The organism is Allopontixanthobacter sp. (assembly GCF_034376665.1).
In the GTDB taxonomy this organism is placed as follows: Bacteria; Pseudomonadota; Alphaproteobacteria; order Sphingomonadales; family Sphingomonadaceae; genus Allopontixanthobacter.
The window spans coordinates 20,078-40,219 of the sequence record NZ_JAXMJI010000054.1 but is presented as its reverse complement, the minus strand read 5'-3'; the positions used below and the strand labels follow the sequence as shown (position 1 = coordinate 40,219).

The window sequence follows — 20,142 nt, the reverse complement described above, 5'->3', positions numbered from 1 at the left end:
GCCGCCCTTGGCGTCCTTCACGGCCTGTTCCACGTTCGGGGTAACGGTGCCCAGCTTCGGGTTCGGCATCAGGCCCTTGGGGCCCAGTACCTTGCCCAAACGGCCGACGACGCCCATCATGTCCGGCGTGGCGATCACGCGGTCATAATCGAGATTGCCAGCCTGCATGTCTTCCATCAGGTCTTCCGCGCCAACTTTGTCGGCACCGGCAGCCAGCGCCTTGTCGGCATTTTCACCGCGGGCGAAAACCGCAACCTTGACGTCCTTGCCGGTACCCGAAGGCAGCGACACCATGCCGCGGACCATCTGGTCCGCATGACGCGGATCGACACCGAGGTTCATTGCGACTTCGATTGTCTCGTCGAACTTCTTCTTGGAATGTTCGCGCAGCGTTTTCAGTGCATCGTCGAAATTATAGATGGCTTCCGGATCGAGCTTTTCGAGCCGCAGCTTCTGTGTCTTGGTCAGTTTAGCCATCTTCTCAGCCCTCCACCACTTCGAGACCCATCGAACGCGCGGAGCCTTCGATGATCAGCGTTGCCTGGTCGAGATCGTTTGCGTTGAGATCGGCCATCTTGGCTTCGGCGATTTCGCGAACCTGCGAACGCTTGATCGTTCCGGCGGAAATCTTGCCCGGCTCTTTCGAACCGGATTTCAGCGTGGCTGCTTTCTTGAGCAGGACGCTGGCGGGCGGGGTCTTGGTGACAAAGGTGAACGACCGGTCAGCATATACGGTAATGACCGTAGGGATCGGCGCGCCCTTTTCCATGTCCTGCGACGCGGCGTTGAACGCCTTGCAGAATTCCATGATGTTCACACCGCGCTGGCCCAGTGCAGGGCCGATCGGCGGGGACGGGTTTGCAGCGCCCGCAGGCACCTGCAACTTGATGTAGGCTTCAATTTTCTTGGCCATGGTCAGGCCTCCTTTCACACTGTCGTCCTTCGGCAAGCTCAGGATGAGCGGTTCGAAGGACTCATGTTAAGCGGTCAAACGAAAGGGTTTTGAGGCCCTTCCTCCCGCATCCCCGAAATGGGGTTTTCCGTCGCTGTCGCTTGGGAGGCGGTGCGCATAGCGGCTCACGCGGTAATTGCAAGCAAATTGGCCTTCAGAACGGACTGCACGACACTTGCCGAATGTAGGCGTTCGGCAGCGCCAAGGGTTACACAGGTTACACGTCCTACATTTCGTGTCCACAGCATAACGCATTGCTTTATTAAGGCAAAGTGACAAAGGTGCCGTGTGAGGACGTAAAAATGTTAGGCAAGCAGCGCGAAATAAAATTACCAACTATGGGAGCATGCGGCAGACAGACGATGAGAAAAAGCAACACAATTTGGCATAGGCTAGCAGGCCGGACGGGTGTAGGAAATCTGGTAAGCTTTTTGGGCGGTATGTTCGCGAGGGCTAGGTAGGCTGGCGAATGGCCGTTCATGAAGGTGTATTTGGTGAATTTTTACCGTAATGGCACCATAATGGTTGCCCCCCGGGGACATGCTGGTGCGTAACCCCGCAGAGCAGGCATGCGGAGAATTAAGGGGATAAGTAAGGTGGCACCGAAACTTGGCACCGTAACTTCGAGCCCTACTCCAACAAGCCTTTCGTGAATTTCTATTGCACGAAGCGAGTTGGCGGCGGCGTTTCTGGGACCCCCACGTTATCCGACGTCTGCAAATTTCGGTCTAATTCCATAGGGGATTGATGAGAGAGCCAGTATGAGGGCGGACGGTGGTACCGGACTGTCCGCTCTATTCTTCAGCCTTCGCTCCCAGCAAATCAGCCGCAGTTGCCGGAGCTGCAAGTGCATTCTGCGCGGCTGGCGCTGAAAGTTGATCTTTTGCTGTCGCTTTTGCGGCTGCTATACTTCCAATATGCGCCAAGCGCTCCTTTCGTTTCTCGCGCGCGCCATACCATTCATCGAAGAGCATTTCGACCAGGTCAATCAAGGCTTGCGCTTCGCCCGGATCGACTTCGAGAATTTGATTGATATCCTTTTCCATATGAGCGCCGATGTTTCCAATGCCCCGAACGCTATCAATAGCATCAACCGATTCTGTAGAAATTGCTCTGTCGGCAGTGCCGCCATCGACTGAAGCGCGTAACGACTGAATTTCGGCATACAGGGTGGCTTTCGAGATGCCTGCGAAATGACGGATCATCCCTTGAAGGCACCTTCGGATGAGTGTCGCTGAAGCCTTCGGACTCAATTCACGAATAAGACAGGCTTCTTTGTAGTCTTCACGAATTGGTTTCGGAATAAAATCGGGCTGCGGCTTCGCCATTCCTTGTGGGTAGACGAATTGATCAAAAACCGTTTCGCCATCCGTATCAAAGCGATAATCACTATTGCGGTATCGTCCGGGGGCTATCTTGATCCTAATCGTCGTTTTCAAACAGTCTGGGTTCGAACAACCAACTGCCATATCACTGATGAGTAAATCACCTTCAACCTGATTGCTGAGGGATATGGTTCTTGTGTTATCGACGCACTTTTGATCAACGACTGTTTGGGTCACCGAGCAATGCGGGCAGGTCCAATTAAAAGGCATCGATCATCCTACTCCGCTGATTTTTGGAACCAAAGCTTGATCAGTTTGATCAACATTTATCTGTTCGCCATAAGGTTGGCACAGCTTGATCGCCTTGTCAGCACTTGCACTCAACTAATCCTCTTGATTCTCAACGCAAATAGGGGCGGGAATATGCCGCCTTGCGCAAGGCCGAAAGCATCGGCCGCCCCATCGGATCAAGCGAATGGCTGAAGGATATGGAGCGGCTTACCCGCAGGCGCCTGCGGGCATTGAAGCGCGGGCCGACCGCGAGTTGAGCTGAACAAGGGAGGGACACGCAATAGCGTGTCCCTGGATGACACCCGCTTACTTCGCCAGTTCGACCTGCTCGAAGTCCAGTTCGACCGGTGTCGCGCGGCCGAAGATCGACACGCTGACCTTGACCTTGTTCTTGTCGAAGTCGAGTTCCTCCACCACGCCGGTGAAGCTGGCGAAGGGTCCGTCGAGCACTTTGACCGAATCGCCGATTTCGTATTCGACGCTGACCTGCTTCTTCGGCGCCGACTTGGCTTCTTCCACGCCGCCGAAATACCGCGCTGCTTCCTTGTCGGTGATCGGCTGCGGCTTGTTGTTGGAACCGAGAAATCCGGTCACCTTGGGGGTGTTTTTCACCAGGTGATAAACATCGTCGGTCATGGTCAGCTTGGCCAGGACATAGCCCGGCATGAACTTGCGTTCGACCTGCACCTTCTTGCCGCGTTTCACCTCGGTAATGGTTTCCGTCGGAACTTCGACTTCCTCCACCGCTTCGGACAGGCCCAGCCGTGCGGCTTCTGAAATGATCGCTTCGCGAACCTTGTTCTCGAAACCCGAATAGGCGTGGATGATGTACCAGCGAGCCATAGTGTATCCCGTTAAGAAAATCTGTCCCGGCAGCGGGGCCGGACCGGACGTTTACGCCAGAGTGAGGAGCCAGCGAACCACTGCGCCGAAAACCGAATCAACGCCGAGGAAGAACAGCGACAGAATCACCATCATGATCCCGACGAAAATCGCCGTGGTCACGGTTTCCTGCCGGGTGGGCCATACCACCTTGTTGGCTTCGGCTTTCACCTGGTTGAAGAATTGCCCCGGGCTGTTCTTGGCCATTTGCGCGCGCTCTTGCTGCCTAACTCGAAAAAATACCTGTCTTACGGGATGGGGCCATTGCCGCCCCGGTTCAAGTCCGGGAGGGGCTGTAACACCAACTAATGTCGGAAGACATCGCCCACTTAGGCGGGGGCCGCGCGAAACGCAAGACCAAGCGTTACTGCTTGGCGCGCCAACAGTTGCAGCAGAAACTTTGGGGCTGGTCACGGCCGCGTGCGGCCTTTAGCGTGCGGCCTCGATAAGGGACGCATGAGGGGAATCCGTTAATGGCTGCAGGTGCAACCGGGTCGACAAATCTGATCGGCCAAGTCACGAATGTATCCGATTTTATCTGGGGCGGAACCTGGAACGGGGATCCGCTACCGTGGCTCTCCATCGCCGGGCAGCCGATACCGCCGATGACCCTGATCCTGCTGGGGGTCGGCGTCTGGGTGATGATCGGGCTGCGATTCTATCCGATCCTGAACCTGGGCAGTGCCTTTTCCGGCCTGTTCAAGGGCCGCAAGAGCGCCGGCTCGGGTGAGATTTCCCCCTTTGCCGCGCTTTCGACCGCTCTTTCCGGCCAGGTCGGCACCGGCAATCTGGCGGGTGTCGCGACGGCAATTTCCCTGGGCGGGCCCGGCGCAATCTTCTGGATGTGGATTACCGCGCTGATCGGCATGGCACTCGCCTTCGCCGAGGGATCGTTGGCCATCCGTTACCGCGAAAAGACCTCCGACGGGGTCTATCGCGGCGGCCCGATGAGTTACATCATGATCGGGCTGGGCAAGAAATGGACGTGGCTTGCGGTGGTTTTCTGCCTCGGGACATTGTTCTCGGCGCTGGTCACGGGCAATTCGATCCAGGCCAACGCCGTGGCCGACGGTCTCAATGAATTGTTCGGCATCGAGGAATGGCTTGGCGGTGCGATCGTGGCTGCGCTGGTATTCGTGGTGATCATCGGCGGGATCAAGTCCATCGGCAACGTTGCCGAAAAGGTCGTTCCGTTCATGGCGGCGGCGTATATCATCATGGCCGTGATCGCATTGATCATCAATTTCGCCGACCTTCCGGCTACATTCGGCCTGATATTCTACGGCGCGTTCAATCCACAGGCGGCGACAGGGGGATTCATCGGCGCGGCCATCATGCTGGCGATCCGCGCCGGCGTGGCGCGCGGCCTGTTTTCGAACGAGGCCGGACAGGGTTCGACCCCGATCGCGCATGCCGTGGCGCAAACCGACGATCCCGAACAGCAGGGCCGGATGGCGATGCTCGGGACCTTCATCGATACGATCGTGATCTGCACCATGACGGCGCTTGTGATCCTGACAGTCCAGGGCGATTTCATCGGCGGCGGGCAAGCGGTTCCACACGCCTGGAATTCGGACCTTGAAGGCTTCGCGATGACATCGGGCGCTTTCGCGGCGGCCTTCCCGTTCGAAATTGCCGCCATTCCAATCGGAACAATGGTCGCAAGTGTCGCCCTGATCCTGTTCGTATTCACCACCCTGCTGACCTGGTCCTATTACGGTGAGCGGGCGATTACCTTCCTCTATGACCGGGTGCCGGGTTCGACCCGCGGCGGCGAGAAGGTCCTTCACATGGCGTGGCGCGTGCTGTGGTGTCTGGTGATCTATGTCGGCAGTTCGCAGGACCTGACTCTGGTTTGGCGGCTTGGCGACATCGCAAATGCCGCGATGGCGCTACCGAACCTGCTGGCGCTGGCGCTGCTGTCGGGCGTGGTGTTCAAACTGGCCAAAGGCGACCGGACGGCGGGCAAAGACCATCTGGCCGATACGCCGGAAGAGCCTGAACAATATTGAGGCCACTCGGCAAAGCAAAAAGAGGGCCGGTCATTCGCGTGACCGGCCCTCTTTTTGTATCGAAACTAATGCGCCCTTTTTCGCTGCTTACTTTTTGCCCAGCAGGCGGGCGAGCAGGCCCGGCTGGCTCATCGGCTGGATCGGGCCGTGCGCGCGAAAGCGCAGGCTGGCATCGCGGTGCGGGCGGGGAAGCGTCCAACCGTCAGGGCGGCTGCTACGAAAACTGATGCTGCTCATAATCAACTCCTCTGTTTGGCTGCGTCGTCTCTGCGACCTGTCTCTACTAATGAACGATTCATCGTATGGTTCCAGCGATGAACCGCTGCTGCACCGGTAATGAGTCGATTGGCGGGGTTAGCCCTTGCGCGCGATCGCCACGAACAGAATTTTCGCCCGCCGCATGGCGCGACGCCGGGTCGGATTCGGCACTGAATTTCAGGGGAGATGCCTGGCAGGAGTGCACGGACTCGAACCGTGGGCCCTCGGTTTTGGAGACCGATGCTCTACCAACTGAGCTACACTCCTGCAGGCCGTGAGGCCTTGAGGCAGGCGCGCATTTAGTGCGCCGGGCCGCAGATGGCAAGCCGCGTTGGCGGTGCCCGGCAGAATCGCCGTTCCCGCTGGCCGCGCTGGCATCATCCGGCAACCATGTCCTATATAGGCTCTATGCACGCCCCCGCCCCGCCCCTGATTCCGGCCGAACTGCTGTTAACGGCGTATCGCAGCGGCATTTTCCCGATGGCCGACAGCCGGGACGATCCCGACCTGTTCTGGGTCGAGCCCCGCGAGCGGGCGATCATCCCGCTGGACGAATTCCACTGCGCCAGATCGCTCGCCAGGATCATTCGTCAGGACCGGTTCCGGGTGACCTGCAATGCCGCGTTCGATGACGTAGTGGAAGAATGCGCCGCCCCGCGCGAAACCGAAGGTGGGGGCAGCTGGATCAGCGACCGGATAGCCGCCAGCTATGGCGCGCTGCACGACGCCGGCCACGCGCATTCACTCGAATGCTGGCAGCAGGGCAGGCTGGTGGGCGGGCTTTACGGCGTGAGTTTCGATTCGGTGTTCTGCGGCGAGAGCATGTTCAGCCGAGAGAACAACGCATCCAAGGTCGCGCTGGCGTGGCTGGTGGCGATGCTCCGGCACGCAGGTTACCGGCTGCTCGACTGCCAGTTCATGACCGCGCATCTGGCTTCGATGGGGGCGGTGGCGATTCCGCAGGCGCACTACCTGGAGCTGGTGGATCAGGCGCGGGGTGAAGCCCGCATGACCATTCCCGAGGCCTATTCCTCGTTGGTGGGCGCTTCGGCCGGTTCGGGTGTGGGCGTCGGAGACGCAGTTGGCGCTGGCCGGGGCGCGGCTGCCGAGGGAGCGGAGGGAGCCACCGGCTTTTCCTCCCCCGGAAAGCTCATCGCGCAGTCCTTGATCCAGACATCGTAGATCGGGTGTTCGACCACGTTGAGTGACGGCGAGCGCTTGAACAGCCAGCCGGAAAACACCTTGCGCCAGGATTGTTCGCCGCCGGTATCGCGCACCAGCACCTGGACGAAGGCCCCGGTTTCGTTGGGAATTTCCCAGATCGGGGTCCGTTCGCACGCGGCGAGCCGAATAACGACATTGCCCAATCGGCGCGATTCGCCCGGCTTCATCGTCAGATCCTGCGAGACATTGTTGCGCTTGTTGAGCAGACCGATGGTGGCGACCCGCTCCGCCATTGGCGTACCCGATGCGGCGGCGAGACTTCGGCCTGCGGCTGGTGCCGGCGCATCCTGCTGCAGTTCGGCGGGGATCTCTGTCTCCTCCGCCTGAGGCTCAGGCGCCTCGGAAGCACAGGACGCCGCGAGCAGTGCCGCAAACATCACAGCGGGTGCGAGAACCCGCCGCGCGCGCAGCCTTGCGGCAAGAACCATGTCGCGCATGATCAGCTATCCGGAGTCCAGGATTCGTAATCGCCCGACGCACCGGCGCGGCGGCCGCCCCGCTCCAGCGCACCCTGCGGGCGGTAGGCATTCGCCGTGCCGGTGGCGTTGGGGGTATATTCGACCTCCCAGATCTTGGCCGGGGGCAAATGACTTTCGGGCACATCGACGAAATGGCCATGCAGCCAGCCATGCCATTCCGGCGGCACGCGGCTGGCATCGTTGGCCCCCGCATACAATACCCAGCGGCGCTCGTTCGAGCCCGACGGTGTCTTGCGCGCACGGAAATAGCGGTTGCCCTGCACATCGGTGCCGACGTGTTCGCCGGTCCGCCAGCTGTTCAGCAGGGTGCCGATCGTGGCCCCGTCCCACCAGGTGAAGATTTTGCCTAAGACGCTCATAGCGGCGCGAGTAGCCTATTCGCTGCCCGGGGCCAAGAGCCTACCACCCGTGCGGAGTAGCAAAATCCGCTCACCATTCGACCTTGTTTCCCGGCACAATCCCCAATTCGGCGGCGCGCCCGGCATTCAGTTCCAGAACCGCCAATGCAATCCCGTCGGACGTCACCGATTGCAGCGAATAGGGGACGGTGTTCGCAGCAATATTGCTGATCCGGCCGTCCGTGCCGATGAAGATGATGTCGAGCGGCAACGGCGTGTTCTTCATCCAGAAACTGGCCTGCGCATAGCCGTCACGCGGGAAAATCATCCCCTCGTCCGGCCCCATTTCCGTGCGGAACATCAGCCCCTTGGCCTGATCCTGCGGGGTCGCTGCCACTTCGACCCGGAAGCGGTGGACTTTGGTGCCATCGGACACGGTCAGCGGAACCACTGCCAGGCCGGAGACTGGATGCACTGCCGTTTCCGCCGCGGCGGTGGTTGGCGCGCCTTCGGCAGCCGGCTGGGGAGAACAGGCCGCAAACAGGATAATTGCGGCGGTGACAGCAAGGCTGCGAATCATCTAGATTTCCTCGTCTTGAGCTTCGGCGTCTTGAGCTTCGGCAACCCATTCTTCGGCGGCCGCAACACTGGCGGCTCCCATTATCGCCTTTACGGTCTCAAAGCCATGCCCTGCGCGCAGCATCGCGGCCACTTGTTTCTGTTTCCGGCTGCGGTTTCGCTCAGGGTCCGGTTCTTGTGCTGAAAAGGGGCCGAAACGGCGTTTGCGCGCCAGTTCGAATGCCGCGCGCCGGATCGCGGCTTGTCCCGGCGCGATTTCGCTCCGTGTCTGTTCGTCGATTCCGGCAGCGTAGAGGTCCTGCGAAACCCGCCGCGGCCCGAAGCCGCGCCCCAGCAATCCGCGGCTGCGCGAGCGGGCATAGGCGTCTTCGTCGATATAGCCCAGATCCACGAACCGGGCGGAAATCTCGCCCAGGTCGGGCAAGTTTTCGCCGCCGCCATCGTCGTCCCTGTTCCAGCCGCGTTCACGCAGCTTGCGCGAAAGATACGCTTCCAGCTTCGCCGAGGTGGTCGCAAAGCGCGCGACATAGGCCAGTGCAAGTTCCTGCAATTTTGCGCTATCCAGCGGCGGCGGCGCGGGACGCGGCGTGCGATTCTTGCGCCTACGGGATGTGTCACGGTGGGTCATCGGCCATATTCGTGCCACAGTCTGATTGAAATGGGAAAGATTGCAGCGCCGAACTTGGGAAATTGGCAGCTGCTGGCAATAAAGCAGCGTTTCCAAAACGCGCAGATGACGGGTAAAGCATAAAAATATGACCGAAATCGAACAGTTGACCAGTGCATTGCAGGCGACGCCAAACGATTGTCCCCTGCCCCGCCGCCGCTCCGACTTTGCGACCTTTACGGACGCTCTGGATTATGCCGCCAAGAGTGCCAAGGGCATGAACTTCCACGATATGCGCGGAACGCTGGAACGCGTTTACACCTACGTGGAACTGCGCGCCGACGCCGTTGAAATGGCGCGCCGGTTCCGCGCCGCCGGGATTCGGAAGGGCGACCGGATCGCCCTGATCGCGGAAACGGGTGCCGAATTTGCCGCCCTGTTCTGCGGTGCAATCTACGCCGGCGCCTGGCCCGTGCCCCTGCCCCTGCCGACCGGCTTCGGCGGCAAGGAAGGCTATATCGACCAACTGGTCATCCAGCTGGCCAGTTCCGATCCCAAGATCCTGCTTTATCCGGCCGAAATTGCCGATATGGGCGCTGCGGCGGCGGCGCGGCAGGGCTGTGAAGGCGTGGACTGGGAGAGTTTCGCCGACCGCGCGGCACCCGAATGCACCCTGATCCCGCCTGATCCGGACGACATCTGCTATCTGCAATATTCCAGCGGATCGACCCGTTTTCCTACCGGAGTGGCCGTCACGCACCGCGCGCTGCTGGACAATCTGGCGGGCCATGCCAATTCCATGAATGTCGGCGTCACTGACCGCGTGGTCAGCTGGCTGCCGTGGTATCACGATATGGGCCTGGTCGGCTGTTTCCTCTCGCTGATTTCGAACCAGATGTCGGTCGATTATCTGAAGACCGAACATTTTGCTCGCCGCCCACTGGCCTGGCTTGACCTTATCAGCCGCAACCAGGGCACCACGCTCAGCTATTCCCCCACCTTCGGCTATGACATTTGCGCGCGGCGCATTTCCAGCCAGAGCCAGGTGTCCGACCGGTTCGATCTGTCGCGCTGGCGCACAGCTGGCAATGGCGCAGACATGATTCGCCCCGACGTAATGCAGAATTTCGTCAACGCCTTTTCCGAAGCTGGCTTCAGGGCCAGCGCCTTCACGCCGAGCTATGGTCTGGCCGAGGCTACGCTGGCGGTGACCGTGATGCCGCCAGGCGAAGGTATCCGGGTCGAACTGGTGGAAGAAGAGCGCCTGTCCGGCACCCCGCGCGACCTGTCGCGGCCGGCCCGCTACCGCGCCATCGTCAATTGCGGCAAGCCGATCCAGGGAATGGAAGTCGAGATCCGCGGGCCAAGCGACCTGCCGAAGGACGATCGCCAGATCGGCAAGGTCTGGTGCCGCGGGACCAGCGTGATGCATTCCTATTTCCGCAACCCCGAAGCGACCGCCGAATGCCTGGTCGATGGCTGGCTGGATACAGGCGACATGGGCTACATGGCCGAAGGCTATCTGTTCATCGTCGGCCGCGCCAAGGACATGATCATCATCAACGGCAAGAACCACTGGCCGCAGGATATCGAATGGGCGGTCGAACAGCTGCCCGGCTTCAACCATGGTGACATCGCCGCCTTCAGCATCGAGACCGAAGCGGGCGAGGAAGCACCCGCCGTGCTGGTCCATTGCCGCGTGTCCGATCCGGAAGAGCGGATCAGACTGCACGAGACCATCCGCGACAAGGTACGCTCTATCACCGGCATGAACTGCGTGGTCGAACTGGTCCCGCCGCGCACGTTGCCGCGCACGTCCTCGGGCAAATTGTCCCGCGCCAAGGCCAAGCGGATGTATATGGCGGGCGAAATCGTCCCGCTGGAATTGCCGATCGCTGCATAGTCGCAGCGGTATCGGGGAGACCAGCTGCTTCCCGGCCGCAATGCAGGTAGCAAGCGCAGCCCACGGCTCTTGCGGCAATCGCGCGCGCGCGCAATCAACGAATCGATGGACGAAATTGCCGCTATCCGGCACAAATCTTGAACTTCGTGTCTTACGCGCTTAATACAGTAGGTGAAAGCAACCACCCGCGGCATCGCGGGCGAACAGGAGCCAGCCGTTCCCCATGACTGAAACGCCGAAACCGCAAACAAAGACCGCGACTGCCCTCGATCTCGAACTGACCGCACCGGACCCGGTGCCGCAGGTCTCTGCAGAGAAAGCGTCCGGCCTGGTCCCGGTGTCGGAAGAGGTGAAATCGAAGCTGGAAGCCAAGGTTGACAGCTTCGTCGCCGATCTGATCGCGCAGGATGCCAATTCGCCCGAATTCGGCCAGAAGGTCGATCAGCTGACCAATATGGGCCGCAAGGAAATCATGGCGGCGGCGGGAATGTCCAACCGTTTCCTCGACCGGCCGATCCGGGCGATGGACAAGGACGAAGGCGTCGGCGCGGATCTGGCCGAATTGCGGCGGGTTGTGGAAGATCTCGATCCTGGCAAGCGCGGCAAGCTGAGCGGACCGCGCAAGATCCTCGGGATCATTCCTTTCGGCAACAAGCTGACCAATTATTTCCGCAGCTATCAAAGTGCGCAGACCCATATTCAGTCGATCCTCGGCAACCTTGCCTCGGGCAAGGACGAGCTCATCCTCGACAACGCCGCGATCGACGTGGAGCGCCAGAAGCTGTGGGAAGCGATGGGCAATCTGGAGCAGATGATCCATATTTCCAAACAGCTCGACCAGAAGCTGGAGGATACCGCGATGGATCTGGATGCGACCGATCCGGCCAAGGCCAAGGCGCTGCGCGAAACGGCGCTGTTCTATATCCGCCAGCGCACACAGGATCTGCTCACCCAGATGGCGGTCAGCGTGCAGGGCTATCTGGCGCTCGATCTGGTCAAGAAGAACAACATCGAGCTGGTGAAGGGCGTGGACCGGGCCAGCACCACCACCGTCGGCGCGCTGCGGACGGCGGTGACAGTGGCGGAGGCGATGACCAACCAGCGGCTGGTCCTGGGCCAGATAACCGCGCTTAACGAAACCACCGCCGGGATAATCGATTCCACGAGCACCATGCTGCGCGACCAGACCGGGAAAATCCACCAGCAGGCGGCCAGTTCCACCATTCCTCTGGAAACGCTGCAGCGCGCGTTCCAGAATATCTACGATACGATGGACGAGGTCGACCGGTTCAAGCTAGAGGCGCTGTCCAGCATGAAGCAGACCGTCAACGTCCTGTCGGACGAGGTGCGCAAATCCAAGGGCTACATCGCCCGTGCCGAGGGACAGGCACAGGCCTCCAGGTCGGTCACCGAATCTCCGCTACTGAGTCTTGAAGGCTGATGCCGGGAAAATCTGCATGAACGATCTGACCAAAGACAGCGACCGCTTGCTGCACGACGGACGGCGGCTTCTGGCCGACAACCGAAGCGGCGGGCGGCACCGCCGGACGTCCATCGGCAAGGGCTCCGCAGAGATCAAGACGCAGCATCTGGTGGCCAAGGTCAAGCGGATCGTGCTGGCCGTCGGCGCGATCGTGATCGGCGCCATGGTGGCAGGTCTGATCATCGACGGCATCGGGTTTGTCGGGGTCATGCTCACGTTCCTCGCCATCGTGGCGGCGACCGTTGGTTTTGCGGCCTTTCCCAAGATCAAGGTACCGAAGCGCGCCGAGCTGACCAAAGGCAACGCCGCGCAAATGGTCGGACGAACGGAATTGTGGCTCGAGGCGCAGCGCCCCGCCCTGCCCCCGCCCGCGGTCACTCTGGTCGACCAGATCGGGATCCAGCTGGACGCGCTCGGCCTGCAACTGCAGACGGTGGACCAGGAACACCCGGCGGCCCGTGAAGTGCGCAAGCTGGTCGGCGAACATCTGCCCGAAATGGTCGATTCCTACCGCAAGGTGCCCACCAGCCTGCGGACCGAGAAGCGCGGCGGGGCGACCCCTGACGAGCAACTGACCCAGGGCCTCACCAACATCAGCCGGGAAATCGACAGCGTGACGCGGCAATTGGCCGACGGGGCGCTGGACGATCTCGCGATCAAGAACCGCTATCTCGATTACAAATACGGCGAGACGCCCGACGCGCTTCCGAACCATACCGAGAAGAACTGATGCGCGTGGCCATACCCTTCGATCTGTCGCGCGATGTCGTGCGCGAGCGCCTGAAATCGCGAAGCCACGAGATCGCCGACCACATCCCCGGCGGGATGGCCCAGGTGGCGACCGACTGGCCGAGCGAGGACCGGATGAACCTCACCATCAGCACAATGGGGCAAAGCCTGCGCGGAACCGTGGATATCGAAGAGAGTCAACTGGTGTTCGAAATCGCGCTGCCGCCAGCGCTCGGCTTTCTGGAGCCGATGATTTCCGGGGCAATCCGGCAACAGGGCCAGAAACTGCTGACCTGATCGGACGCGATCCCACATTCGATCAGATATTGCGGCCCAGTTCCAGAAAGTCCTCCGGGATCCGCAGCGCTGCGGATGCCTGCCGAGTTTCCAGCAGGAACAGCAGCAAGGCGCCCATCAGCAGAGCAATCGCCAGGATGAAGGACGCCGCGGTCAGCTGCGGCAGGTCCCATTCAAGGAAATCGCCGAGAAACAGGATAACCACGGTCAGCCCGATCGTCAGGCCGCTCAAGACCAGCAGCAGGATCGCGCGCCCGATCAGGACAATGCGCCGGTCGAGCAACCGGATTTCGCGCACCACCAGATCATGTTCCACGCCGGTGGTGACCCGGTGCCGTTCCTGCATCGTCCGCGCCCGGTCGACCACCCGGCCGAGCCGCGTCGAGAGCAAATTCATGATATTGCCGATGGCTACCAGCACGAAGACGGGGGCGAGAGCCAGCTGGATAGTCTCGGCGATCATGGTAGGGGCCTCATCGGTGTCGTTTCAGATACTTTAGCCACATCCCGCGCATCCCGAAAAGCATCATCTGGCGTACTTCAGTCGGCAGGCTGAGCAACAAGACTGGTTCGCGCTTCGCTGAAGTCGGCGATGTGGAGATCAGCCGCCCAACCGCACTCGCCCGCCTCTATTCGGACACCTTCGAGCGATACCGCCCCGTCGAGCGGGACGACCAGCACCGGGCCGCGGTAGCGGGCGAGGATCGCGGCGGACGGTTCGCCCGCGATCCGGTCCAGCCGAAAACGCGGTCCATCGACCAGTTGCGCGTCTTCGCCCGGCACGAGACTGCGCCGCAATTCCGGCGGATGCGGGCGTCCTTCGGAAACCGTGATCGCTTCGTCCAGATGCAGTTCGCGGGGGCGACCATAATCAAACAGCCGGTAGGTGATGTCGCAATTCTGCTGAATTTCCAGCAGGCTCAGCCCCGGACCGATTGCGTGGACCGTACCCGCCGGCAGGTAGAAGAAATCGCCTGCCTTGGCTGGATGCCATTGAAGCAAGTGCTCGATCGAACCGTCCAGCGCGGCGGCGCGCATTTCCTCGCTGGAAATTTCCTGTTCGAACCCGATCGCAAGCGTCGCGCCAGGTGCTGCATCGAGCACCAGCCAGCATTCTTCCTTGCCGCTCATGCCCGCCGATGCCTGCGCATCCGAGGGATGGACCTGGACGGAGAGCTTTTCGCTGGTGAACAGATATTTGACGAGCAAGCCGTCCAGTTGCGGCGGCGGCTCGAACCAGATTTCGCCGATGCGCGCTCCCTCCGGCGCGGCAAAGGGCGCGGGCAGACTGTCCATACCCCAGACCTTCTCCACGGACAGCACCGGCAATTTTCCGCTGGTTCGGGTAGATTGGTTCACTGGTTTTCAGCTCCGTTCAGTTTGCCGACTTGCTGGGCCCCCGCGGCAGACACGATTAGCACCTCGTTACCGTCCACCACGACCACCACATCCTGCAGGCCGATAATTGAAACTCGCGGACCGTCGGTCTCGACCATAACATTGGAACAATCGATCAGCTCGGCCTTGCCGGTGACGCTGTTGCCCGCGGCATCGCGGCTCCGCGCCTCGTGCAGGGCGGTCCAGTTGCCGATGTCCGACCAGCCCATATCGGCGGGGATGACAGCCGCGCGAGAGGTGTTTTCCATCACTGCATAATCGACCGATTCCCGTTCGATGGCTGCAAACGCGTCAGCATCGGGGTAAAATTGCGCGCCGTCCTGCACCCCTTCGGAGACGGATTTGCGGACCAGCCGGGCCATCTCGGGTCGGTACCGCTCAAGCTCGGTAAGGTAGTCGCCCGCGCGAAATGCGAAGATCCCGCCGTTCCAGCTATAGCCGCCATCGGCAAGAAATTGCGCCGCGCGGTCCCGGTCCGGCTTTTCCACGAAGCGTTCGATGCGATATCCGCCGTGATCGATTGCCGTTCCGCGCAGGATGTAGCCGAATCCCGTCTCCGGACTTACTGCCTCTATCCCGAAGGCAACCATCCATCCGTCCGCTGCAAGCGCCGCCGCCGATTGTGCCGCACCGATGAAAGCGGCCCGGTCCCCGATATAGTGATCGCTCGGGCAAACGAGCATGATAGCCTCGGCCGGGAGGCGCGCCGCCGCCAGCGCGACTGCGGGGGCGGTGTTCCGGGCCGCCGGTTCAACGATGATTTGCAGACCGGCCGCTACCTGCGACTGTGCGGTCACGTGCTCCAGGTGATCGCGGCCGGTGACCACGATAGGGGGCGCGAACACCGCCGGATCGGCGCAGCGGGCCAGAGTCGCCTCGAACAGGGTTGCCTCCCCGACCAGGGGCAGAAATGGCTTCGGCTTCACTGCGCGGCTACGGGGCCACAACCGGGTTCCGCTGCCGCCGCACAGGATAATCGGGGTAATCACGGGCATCACGGTCTTCCGCGCTGGGGGGTGTGACGGCGACAGGCTGCGCCGCCGCCGATCATGTGGCCGGGGCGGCTGGAACCTGCAACCTATTTCAGAACCACCGCTGCTTCCAATAGAACGGCGCGGCCACCGGATTGCCTTGCCGATCGGTCGCCGGTTTGAACCGCAGCCGCTCGACCACCAGCGCGCAGGTGATCCGGTCCGCTTCCGCATCCGGACTTGGCTGATAGATGGTGCAGTTCCTGGCCCGGCCATCGGTGCCGACGATGACCCTGACGATCACCTCGTTACCGCGCCGTGCCTGCCGCCCGCCTTCGGGGACGGGGAAATCGCGCGCATTGTCGATCCCGCCGGAGATGTGCACCGGCTTGGTCGGGGCAACTCCGCCCTGCCCGCCGCCGCCCTGGCCGCTTCCCGTCCCCAGCCCCGAGCCCGCCGCGCCGGTGCCGTCACCCTGATCCCGGGCGCCGGAGGTAACCGCATCGCCAGTGGACGAGGCACGTGGTGCGGGGGGATCGGGCTTCACAACCACTCTGGGCGTTGGCGCGGTTACGGGCTGGGGCACGGCTTCCTTGCCGGGATCGCCCGCCGCGCCCTCGTCCGGTTCCGGTTCCGGTTCCTCCGGTTCGTCAGGCGCGGCGCTGACGGTGACGGTGAAGGCCGACACGACCGAGCGTTCGACCCCGGCGGTAAAGTCCGGTGCGAAAGCGCGAACCAGGCCGTAGAAGGCGAGCAGATGCAGCAGGGCGATAAGCACCAGCGTGCCGGGTTTCAATTTGCGTTTTCTGGCCGAGAAACGGGTGCTGTCGTTCAAGACCGGTCTCCTCTGCTTGCCCTTCGGTGCAATCCCCCCTTAGAGATGGTCCTACCGGCTGCAAATGCAAACGGCGACACCCAAGGGGTGCCGCCGCCGCGTATTTTCCGTTCTGATTGCTGGCGCTTAGAATTCGTAGCTCACGCCCAGCTGGATCTTCCACAGCGAGGAGCTCGACTGCACCTGGGGGGCGCCAAAATCCCGGAAGTTGGAGTAGACGTACTGGCCCGCCGAATTGAAGTTCCCCTGAATTGGCGCTTCTGTCGACCGGAAGCGCTTGAACACGTTGGAACCGCTGTCGATCAGGTTGAGGAAGTTGTCGAAATCGGCAAACAACTTGATCTTGTCATCGGTCAGACCAAAGAAGCTCGCCGGACCGGGCAGTTCCTGGCTGAACCGCAGGTCGAGGTCATAGAACCACGGATTGGTGCAGCTGTTGCGGGTGATCGTTTGCCCGCGGAACTTGCTGATGCATTCGTTCGCATTGATGAAGGCATCAAGTCCCGCGGCCGCGTCCGCTGCCGTCTGACCACCGCCGGCGACATACACCACGTTCGGATCGGTTGGTCCGGTGGGAATGTACAGCAGTGAGTTGAAGTCACCGCTGGCGCTGTCGTTGAACACGCTCGAGACCACATTGTCCTGGACGATCGAGTATGGACGGCCCGAACGTGCGACAAACACAAAGCCGAAGCTGGTTGCGTTATCGCCGAAGAACTCTTCCTGGAAATTCAGGCCCAGGGTGAAGTTGTGCCTGGTCTGGAATTCGGCCGTCGCCACATCGACATTCTGGCGATCGAACGCGCCCACGATATCGAAGCTGGAGGTGGCCGTCGAACTGTTCGAGAAGCGGTTGTTTTCGGCATCGGTGTAAGCGTAACCGAGGTTGAAATTGATACTGCCGCCATCGGTCAGCAAGCCGCGATTCCAGAACTTCGACACAATCACGGAAGCGATTTTGCTTTCGAAGCTCTTGCCGTTGGTCAGCTGGATTTCATCGTCGCGCCCGGTGTTGAAGCAGGCGGCTGTGACCCCGGAGTATGTCGGAGATAACCCGCCTTGGTCCTGGAGGACGGCATTACAGCCTGTTGCGGTGGGGTCGATCGCCCGGTAAATGGGGCGACCGTCAACCGTGAAACCGTTAATGCCAAGACGCGTATCGACAACCTGCGAAAGATCGACAAAGTCGACCGGATTGACGAACTTGCTGTAGATGAAGTCCACGTTGAGGCGCCAGTCGCTGAAGAACCCGCTTTGGGTGCCGAACATCGTCGAAAGTCCCAGGTTTGCCCGCAACACGGTCGGCATCGCGAAATCGGGATTGGTCGATTGCGTATCGGCCAGGCCCTGTGCCGACTGTGCCCCGCCTGCCGCTACCACACAGTCGGGGACGCCCGTGAAGGTGCCGCCCGGAGTTACGTCGATCTGGGTTCCCACCGGACCGCAAGCTGGGTTACCCGTCTGGCCAAAGCCAACTGCAAAGCCATTGTTCGAAAAAGCGTTGGAGAAATACACTGCCGGATCGCCGCCAGTGAACCGGCCCAGCCCGCCCTTGATCTGGGTGCCGCTGAAGAAGCCCGAATTATCCACCTCATAGGTAAAGCCGAAACGCGGCAGGACAACCGGATCGATCTTGCCGAAACCGACTGCATTGGAGAATCCGTAACGTGCGACGAAGTTGGGGTTGAGATCGGGCGCGCTGCCGGACAGCCAGTCGACCCGGACACCCGCGACAATGCCGAGTTGGTCGGTCGCCTGCCATTCGTCCTGCGCATAGGCGGTGAAGGTGTTGCGCTTCCAGCGTGCCGCAGCATCGTTGATATCGCCGCTGGCCGTGAAGTTGCCGTAGGCACCTGCTGCCGTACCGGCATTGATCGCAGCCCCGTTGGGGAAGGTGTTCGTGCCGCTGGTCAGCAATCCGTTGGCAAAATCGGTCAGGTTTGCAAAGGTGAGCGTCCCGGTCGAATTCTGGGCGAACAGGTTGAAAACCTTGAGCTGGTTGAATTCGCCGCCAATCGTAAAGGTGTGGTTGCCCGCATTAAGGCGGCCAAGAGCCTTGAACTGGGTGACCGTGGTTTTCAGGTCGTTGGAAGTCCGCGAGAAGCCCGGACCTGCTACGATCGAGCCCTGATTGCCGCCGTCGCTGACACCGACGACGATACGCGGAATCGGGTTGTCGCTCTGCGCTTCACCGCCGCCGAAGGGACCCTGCACGTCCTGCACGATGGCACGCGATGCACGAAGCTCGGTAGAAAAAGCGTCCGACCAGTCGGAATATAGGCGCAGCGAGTAATATTCGCTTTCGGTGCCTTCGTCCTCGAATGAGTTCAGACCCGTGAGTACCCGGCCTTGGTCGGAGAAATCGTCGGGCTCGACATTCGTTTCCTTGAGATTCTGGTAAGTCGCCTCAAGACGCTGGCTGTCGCTGATGATCGCATCGAGACGGCCGAAATAGCGCACACTGCTTTCCGGCAGAGTAGTTGCGAGGCCGCCGCTTTCGATGCCGTAGACATCGCTGAGTATCTGCGAGAACTGGTTGAACTGGTCAACTGTCACGAAATCCAGTTCGTCGGGATAGCCTGCGCCCGGAGGGCCCTGTTCCTGGCTATCCGCTAGATCGGTTTCTTCATAGGCACCGAAGAAGAACAGCCGGTCCTTGATGATCGGGCCGCTCAGCGTCGCGCCCCAGCGCTTTTCCTTGTAAGGCTGGCCCGAGAAATTCTCGCCACCAGCCTTGTCGCCCTGCAGGCTGTCGCTGGCATAGGTGAAGAATGCGGAGCCGTGAAATTCGTTGCCACCCGACTTGGTGACTACGTTGATGGCGCAGCCGGTGAATTGGCCGTATTGCACATCGAACGGGGCAAATTCGACCGAGGTTTCGCGTACGGCATCGAAGGGCAACGGCAGCGAGTTACGGCTGGCGAACGGTGTGCCGTTCAGGCCGAACAGGTCGGATTGAGCGATACCGTCGACGGTGAAGGCGTTGGTGCGGTCGTTACCGCCGAGACAGGAAACCCGATCGACTTCGTTTTCCCGGTCCAGGCTGACGCGCGGGTCGAGGCGGATAATATCGCGGACGTCGCGGCTGATCGATGGGAAGGCCTCGATGGTTTCGGTGCCGAATGACTGGCCGGGGCCGATTGCCCGCTGCGACAGTTGGACGCGCGTGCCGGAAACGACAATGACGTTTTCTTCGCCCGCACCGGCATCGCTGAGGGAGAAGGTCAGCTGGGAATTGCCCTGCAGGTTGATGAAGACGCTCTCGACGGTCTGGCCTTCGTAGCCAGGCGCCGTGGCCGTCACTTCGTAGGGACCGCCGGTAATCAGGCTGTCGACGCGGAACTGGCCGTCGGAACCGGCCGTCAGTGTGCGCGACTGACCGGTGCGGGTGTCGGTAACGATCACGGTTGCGCCAGGGATGGCTGAACCATCCGCCGCAGACACGGTGCCTTCGATACCAGACGTAATCTGCTGTGCCATGACCGGCGCAGGAAGAACTGCGGCTGCGGAGATGCTGACGACGCTGGCCGCCAAAAGATATTTGAGCTTCATGTAGAGTTCCCTTGCGTGACGATCGCG

The 20,142-nt window shown here is 61.1% G+C and carries 20 protein-coding genes, 1 tRNA gene and 1 pseudogene; 6 read left to right on the top strand and 16 right to left on the bottom strand.

Going from position 1 to position 20,142, the window contains the following annotated elements; translation table 11 throughout:
• From rplA to secE, 5 genes are all read right to left on the bottom strand, one after another.
• A partial coding sequence (gene rplA / locus U0988_RS05555) for a 50S ribosomal protein L1 (RefSeq protein WP_322291632.1) occupies positions 1-477 on the bottom strand: 477 nt, incomplete at its 3' end.
• A 4-nt stretch (positions 478-481) separates the two neighbouring features.
• Complete coding sequence (gene rplK, locus U0988_RS05550; RefSeq protein WP_322291631.1) at positions 482-913, bottom strand: 50S ribosomal protein L11; 432 nt, start codon at positions 911-913, stop codon at positions 482-484.
• Positions 914-1,746: 833 nt separating this feature from the next.
• Entirely contained in the window at positions 1,747-2,514 is a 768-nt protein-coding gene (locus U0988_RS05545; RefSeq protein ID WP_322291630.1) for a DUF4145 domain-containing protein, read from the bottom strand.
• A gap of 360 nt (positions 2,515-2,874) precedes the next feature.
• The gene (gene nusG, locus U0988_RS05540) at positions 2,875-3,411 is read right to left on the bottom strand and encodes a transcription termination/antitermination protein NusG (protein ID WP_322291629.1); all 537 of its coding nucleotides are present in this window, start codon (positions 3,409-3,411) and stop codon (positions 2,875-2,877) included.
• Between the two features lie 51 nt (positions 3,412-3,462).
• A complete protein-coding gene (gene secE, locus U0988_RS05535; RefSeq protein ID WP_322291628.1) occupies positions 3,463-3,657 on the bottom strand; it encodes a preprotein translocase subunit SecE in 195 nt (64 codons plus the stop codon).
• 266 nt (positions 3,658-3,923) lie between these two features.
• On the opposite strand from secE, the gene U0988_RS05530 reads away from it, so the two are divergent.
• Positions 3,924-5,462, top strand: coding sequence for an alanine/glycine:cation symporter family protein (locus U0988_RS05530; RefSeq protein WP_322291627.1), 1,539 nt, complete (start codon positions 3,924-3,926; stop codon positions 5,460-5,462).
• Positions 5,463-5,549: 87 nt separating this feature from the next.
• Here the strand turns inward: U0988_RS05530 and U0988_RS05525 are convergent, their stop codons facing one another.
• Both U0988_RS05525 and U0988_RS05520 read right to left on the bottom strand, forming a co-directional pair.
• Complete coding sequence (locus U0988_RS05525) at positions 5,550-5,699, bottom strand: hypothetical protein (protein WP_322291626.1); 150 nt, start codon at positions 5,697-5,699, stop codon at positions 5,550-5,552.
• Between the two features lie 212 nt (positions 5,700-5,911).
• Positions 5,912-5,987, bottom strand: a tRNA-Trp gene (locus U0988_RS05520).
• Positions 5,988-6,128: 141 nt separating this feature from the next.
• Here U0988_RS05520 and aat point away from each other — a divergent pair.
• Entirely contained in the window at positions 6,129-6,902 is a 774-nt protein-coding gene (gene aat, locus U0988_RS05515; RefSeq protein WP_322291635.1) for a leucyl/phenylalanyl-tRNA--protein transferase, read from the top strand.
• Positions 6,903-6,937: 35 nt separating this feature from the next.
• Here the strand turns inward: aat and U0988_RS05510 are convergent.
• From U0988_RS05510 to U0988_RS05495, 4 genes and pseudogenes are all read right to left on the bottom strand, one after another.
• Positions 6,938-7,111: pseudogene (locus tag U0988_RS05510) on the bottom strand (DUF2155 domain-containing protein); the annotation flags it as partial.
• A 272-nt stretch (positions 7,112-7,383) separates the two neighbouring features.
• On the bottom strand, positions 7,384-7,782 hold the full coding sequence (locus tag U0988_RS05505; RefSeq protein ID WP_322291625.1) for an NADH:ubiquinone oxidoreductase subunit NDUFA12: 399 nt from the start codon (positions 7,780-7,782) through the stop codon (positions 7,384-7,386).
• A 70-nt stretch (positions 7,783-7,852) separates the two neighbouring features.
• Entirely contained in the window at positions 7,853-8,341 is a 489-nt protein-coding gene (locus tag U0988_RS05500; RefSeq protein WP_322291624.1) for a DUF192 domain-containing protein, read from the bottom strand.
• A complete protein-coding gene (locus U0988_RS05495; RefSeq protein ID WP_322291623.1) occupies positions 8,342-8,968 on the bottom strand; it encodes a regulatory protein RecX in 627 nt (208 codons plus the stop codon). It abuts the gene before it with no gap.
• 127 nt (positions 8,969-9,095) lie between these two features.
• On the opposite strand from U0988_RS05495, the gene U0988_RS05490 reads away from it, so the two are divergent.
• From U0988_RS05490 to U0988_RS05475, 4 genes are all read left to right on the top strand, one after another.
• Positions 9,096-10,850, top strand: coding sequence for a fatty acyl-AMP ligase (locus U0988_RS05490; RefSeq protein WP_322291622.1), 1,755 nt, complete (start codon positions 9,096-9,098; stop codon positions 10,848-10,850).
• Between the two features lie 223 nt (positions 10,851-11,073).
• A complete protein-coding gene (locus U0988_RS05485; RefSeq protein WP_322291621.1) occupies positions 11,074-12,291 on the top strand; it encodes a toxic anion resistance protein in 1,218 nt (405 codons plus the stop codon).
• A gap of 16 nt (positions 12,292-12,307) precedes the next feature.
• Positions 12,308-13,063: a hypothetical protein gene (locus U0988_RS05480; RefSeq protein WP_322291620.1), complete on the top strand. Its 756-nt coding sequence runs from the start codon at positions 12,308-12,310 to the stop codon at positions 13,061-13,063.
• Positions 13,063-13,359, top strand: a complete 297-nt coding sequence (locus U0988_RS05475; RefSeq protein WP_322291619.1) for a polyhydroxyalkanoic acid system family protein — start codon at positions 13,063-13,065, stop codon at positions 13,357-13,359. The genes U0988_RS05480 and U0988_RS05475 overlap by 1 nt, the downstream gene beginning before the upstream one ends.
• Before the next feature lie 22 nt (positions 13,360-13,381).
• Here the strand turns inward: U0988_RS05475 and U0988_RS05470 are convergent, their stop codons facing one another.
• The 5 genes from U0988_RS05470 to U0988_RS05450 form a co-directional block, all read right to left on the bottom strand.
• Positions 13,382-13,822, bottom strand: coding sequence for a DUF2721 domain-containing protein (locus tag U0988_RS05470; RefSeq protein WP_322291618.1), 441 nt, complete (start codon positions 13,820-13,822; stop codon positions 13,382-13,384).
• Positions 13,823-13,899: 77 nt separating this feature from the next.
• Entirely contained in the window at positions 13,900-14,655 is a 756-nt protein-coding gene (locus tag U0988_RS05465; RefSeq protein ID WP_322291634.1) for a class I mannose-6-phosphate isomerase, read from the bottom strand.
• A 59-nt stretch (positions 14,656-14,714) separates the two neighbouring features.
• Complete coding sequence (locus U0988_RS05460) at positions 14,715-15,752, bottom strand: mannose-1-phosphate guanylyltransferase (protein WP_322291617.1); 1,038 nt, start codon at positions 15,750-15,752, stop codon at positions 14,715-14,717.
• A gap of 88 nt (positions 15,753-15,840) precedes the next feature.
• A complete protein-coding gene (locus tag U0988_RS05455; protein ID WP_322291616.1) occupies positions 15,841-16,563 on the bottom strand; it encodes a TonB family protein in 723 nt (240 codons plus the stop codon).
• 126 nt (positions 16,564-16,689) lie between these two features.
• Positions 16,690-20,115 carry a TonB-dependent receptor gene (locus U0988_RS05450; RefSeq protein WP_322291615.1) on the bottom strand — a complete coding sequence of 1,142 codons (3,426 nt, stop codon included), beginning with the start codon at positions 20,113-20,115 and terminating at the stop codon, positions 16,690-16,692.
• Positions 20,116-20,142: the final 27 nt, after the last annotated feature.

Bases quoted from the DNA above. Each gene is read 5' to 3' on its own strand.
- rplK (WP_322291631.1), bottom strand. From the start codon at position 913: ATGGCCAAGAAAATTGAAGCCTACATCAAGTTGCAGGTGCCTGCGGGC.
- nusG (WP_322291629.1), bottom strand. From the start codon at position 3,411: ATGGCTCGCTGGTACATCATCCACGCCTATTCGGGTTTCGAGAACAAG.
- secE (WP_322291628.1), bottom strand. From the start codon at position 3,657: ATGGCCAAGAACAGCCCGGGGCAATTCTTCAACCAGGTGAAAGCCGAA.
- U0988_RS05530 (WP_322291627.1), top strand. From the start codon at position 3,924: ATGGCTGCAGGTGCAACCGGGTCGACAAATCTGATCGGCCAAGTCACG.
- U0988_RS05525 (WP_322291626.1), bottom strand. From the start codon at position 5,699: ATGAGCAGCATCAGTTTTCGTAGCAGCCGCCCTGACGGTTGGACGCTT.
- aat (WP_322291635.1), top strand. From the start codon at position 6,129: ATGCACGCCCCCGCCCCGCCCCTGATTCCGGCCGAACTGCTGTTAACG.
- U0988_RS05505 (WP_322291625.1), bottom strand. From the start codon at position 7,782: ATGAGCGTCTTAGGCAAAATCTTCACCTGGTGGGACGGGGCCACGATC.
- U0988_RS05500 (WP_322291624.1), bottom strand. From the start codon at position 8,341: ATGATTCGCAGCCTTGCTGTCACCGCCGCAATTATCCTGTTTGCGGCC.
- U0988_RS05495 (WP_322291623.1), bottom strand. From the start codon at position 8,968: ATGACCCACCGTGACACATCCCGTAGGCGCAAGAATCGCACGCCGCGT.
- U0988_RS05490 (WP_322291622.1), top strand. From the start codon at position 9,096: ATGACCGAAATCGAACAGTTGACCAGTGCATTGCAGGCGACGCCAAAC.
- U0988_RS05485 (WP_322291621.1), top strand. From the start codon at position 11,074: ATGACTGAAACGCCGAAACCGCAAACAAAGACCGCGACTGCCCTCGAT.
- U0988_RS05480 (WP_322291620.1), top strand. From the start codon at position 12,308: ATGAACGATCTGACCAAAGACAGCGACCGCTTGCTGCACGACGGACGG.
- U0988_RS05475 (WP_322291619.1), top strand. From the start codon at position 13,063: ATGCGCGTGGCCATACCCTTCGATCTGTCGCGCGATGTCGTGCGCGAG.
- U0988_RS05470 (WP_322291618.1), bottom strand. From the start codon at position 13,822: ATGATCGCCGAGACTATCCAGCTGGCTCTCGCCCCCGTCTTCGTGCTG.
- U0988_RS05465 (WP_322291634.1), bottom strand. From the start codon at position 14,655: ATGGACAGTCTGCCCGCGCCCTTTGCCGCGCCGGAGGGAGCGCGCATC.
- U0988_RS05460 (WP_322291617.1), bottom strand. From the start codon at position 15,752: ATGCCCGTGATTACCCCGATTATCCTGTGCGGCGGCAGCGGAACCCGG.
- U0988_RS05450 (WP_322291615.1), bottom strand. From the start codon at position 20,115: ATGAAGCTCAAATATCTTTTGGCGGCCAGCGTCGTCAGCATCTCCGCA.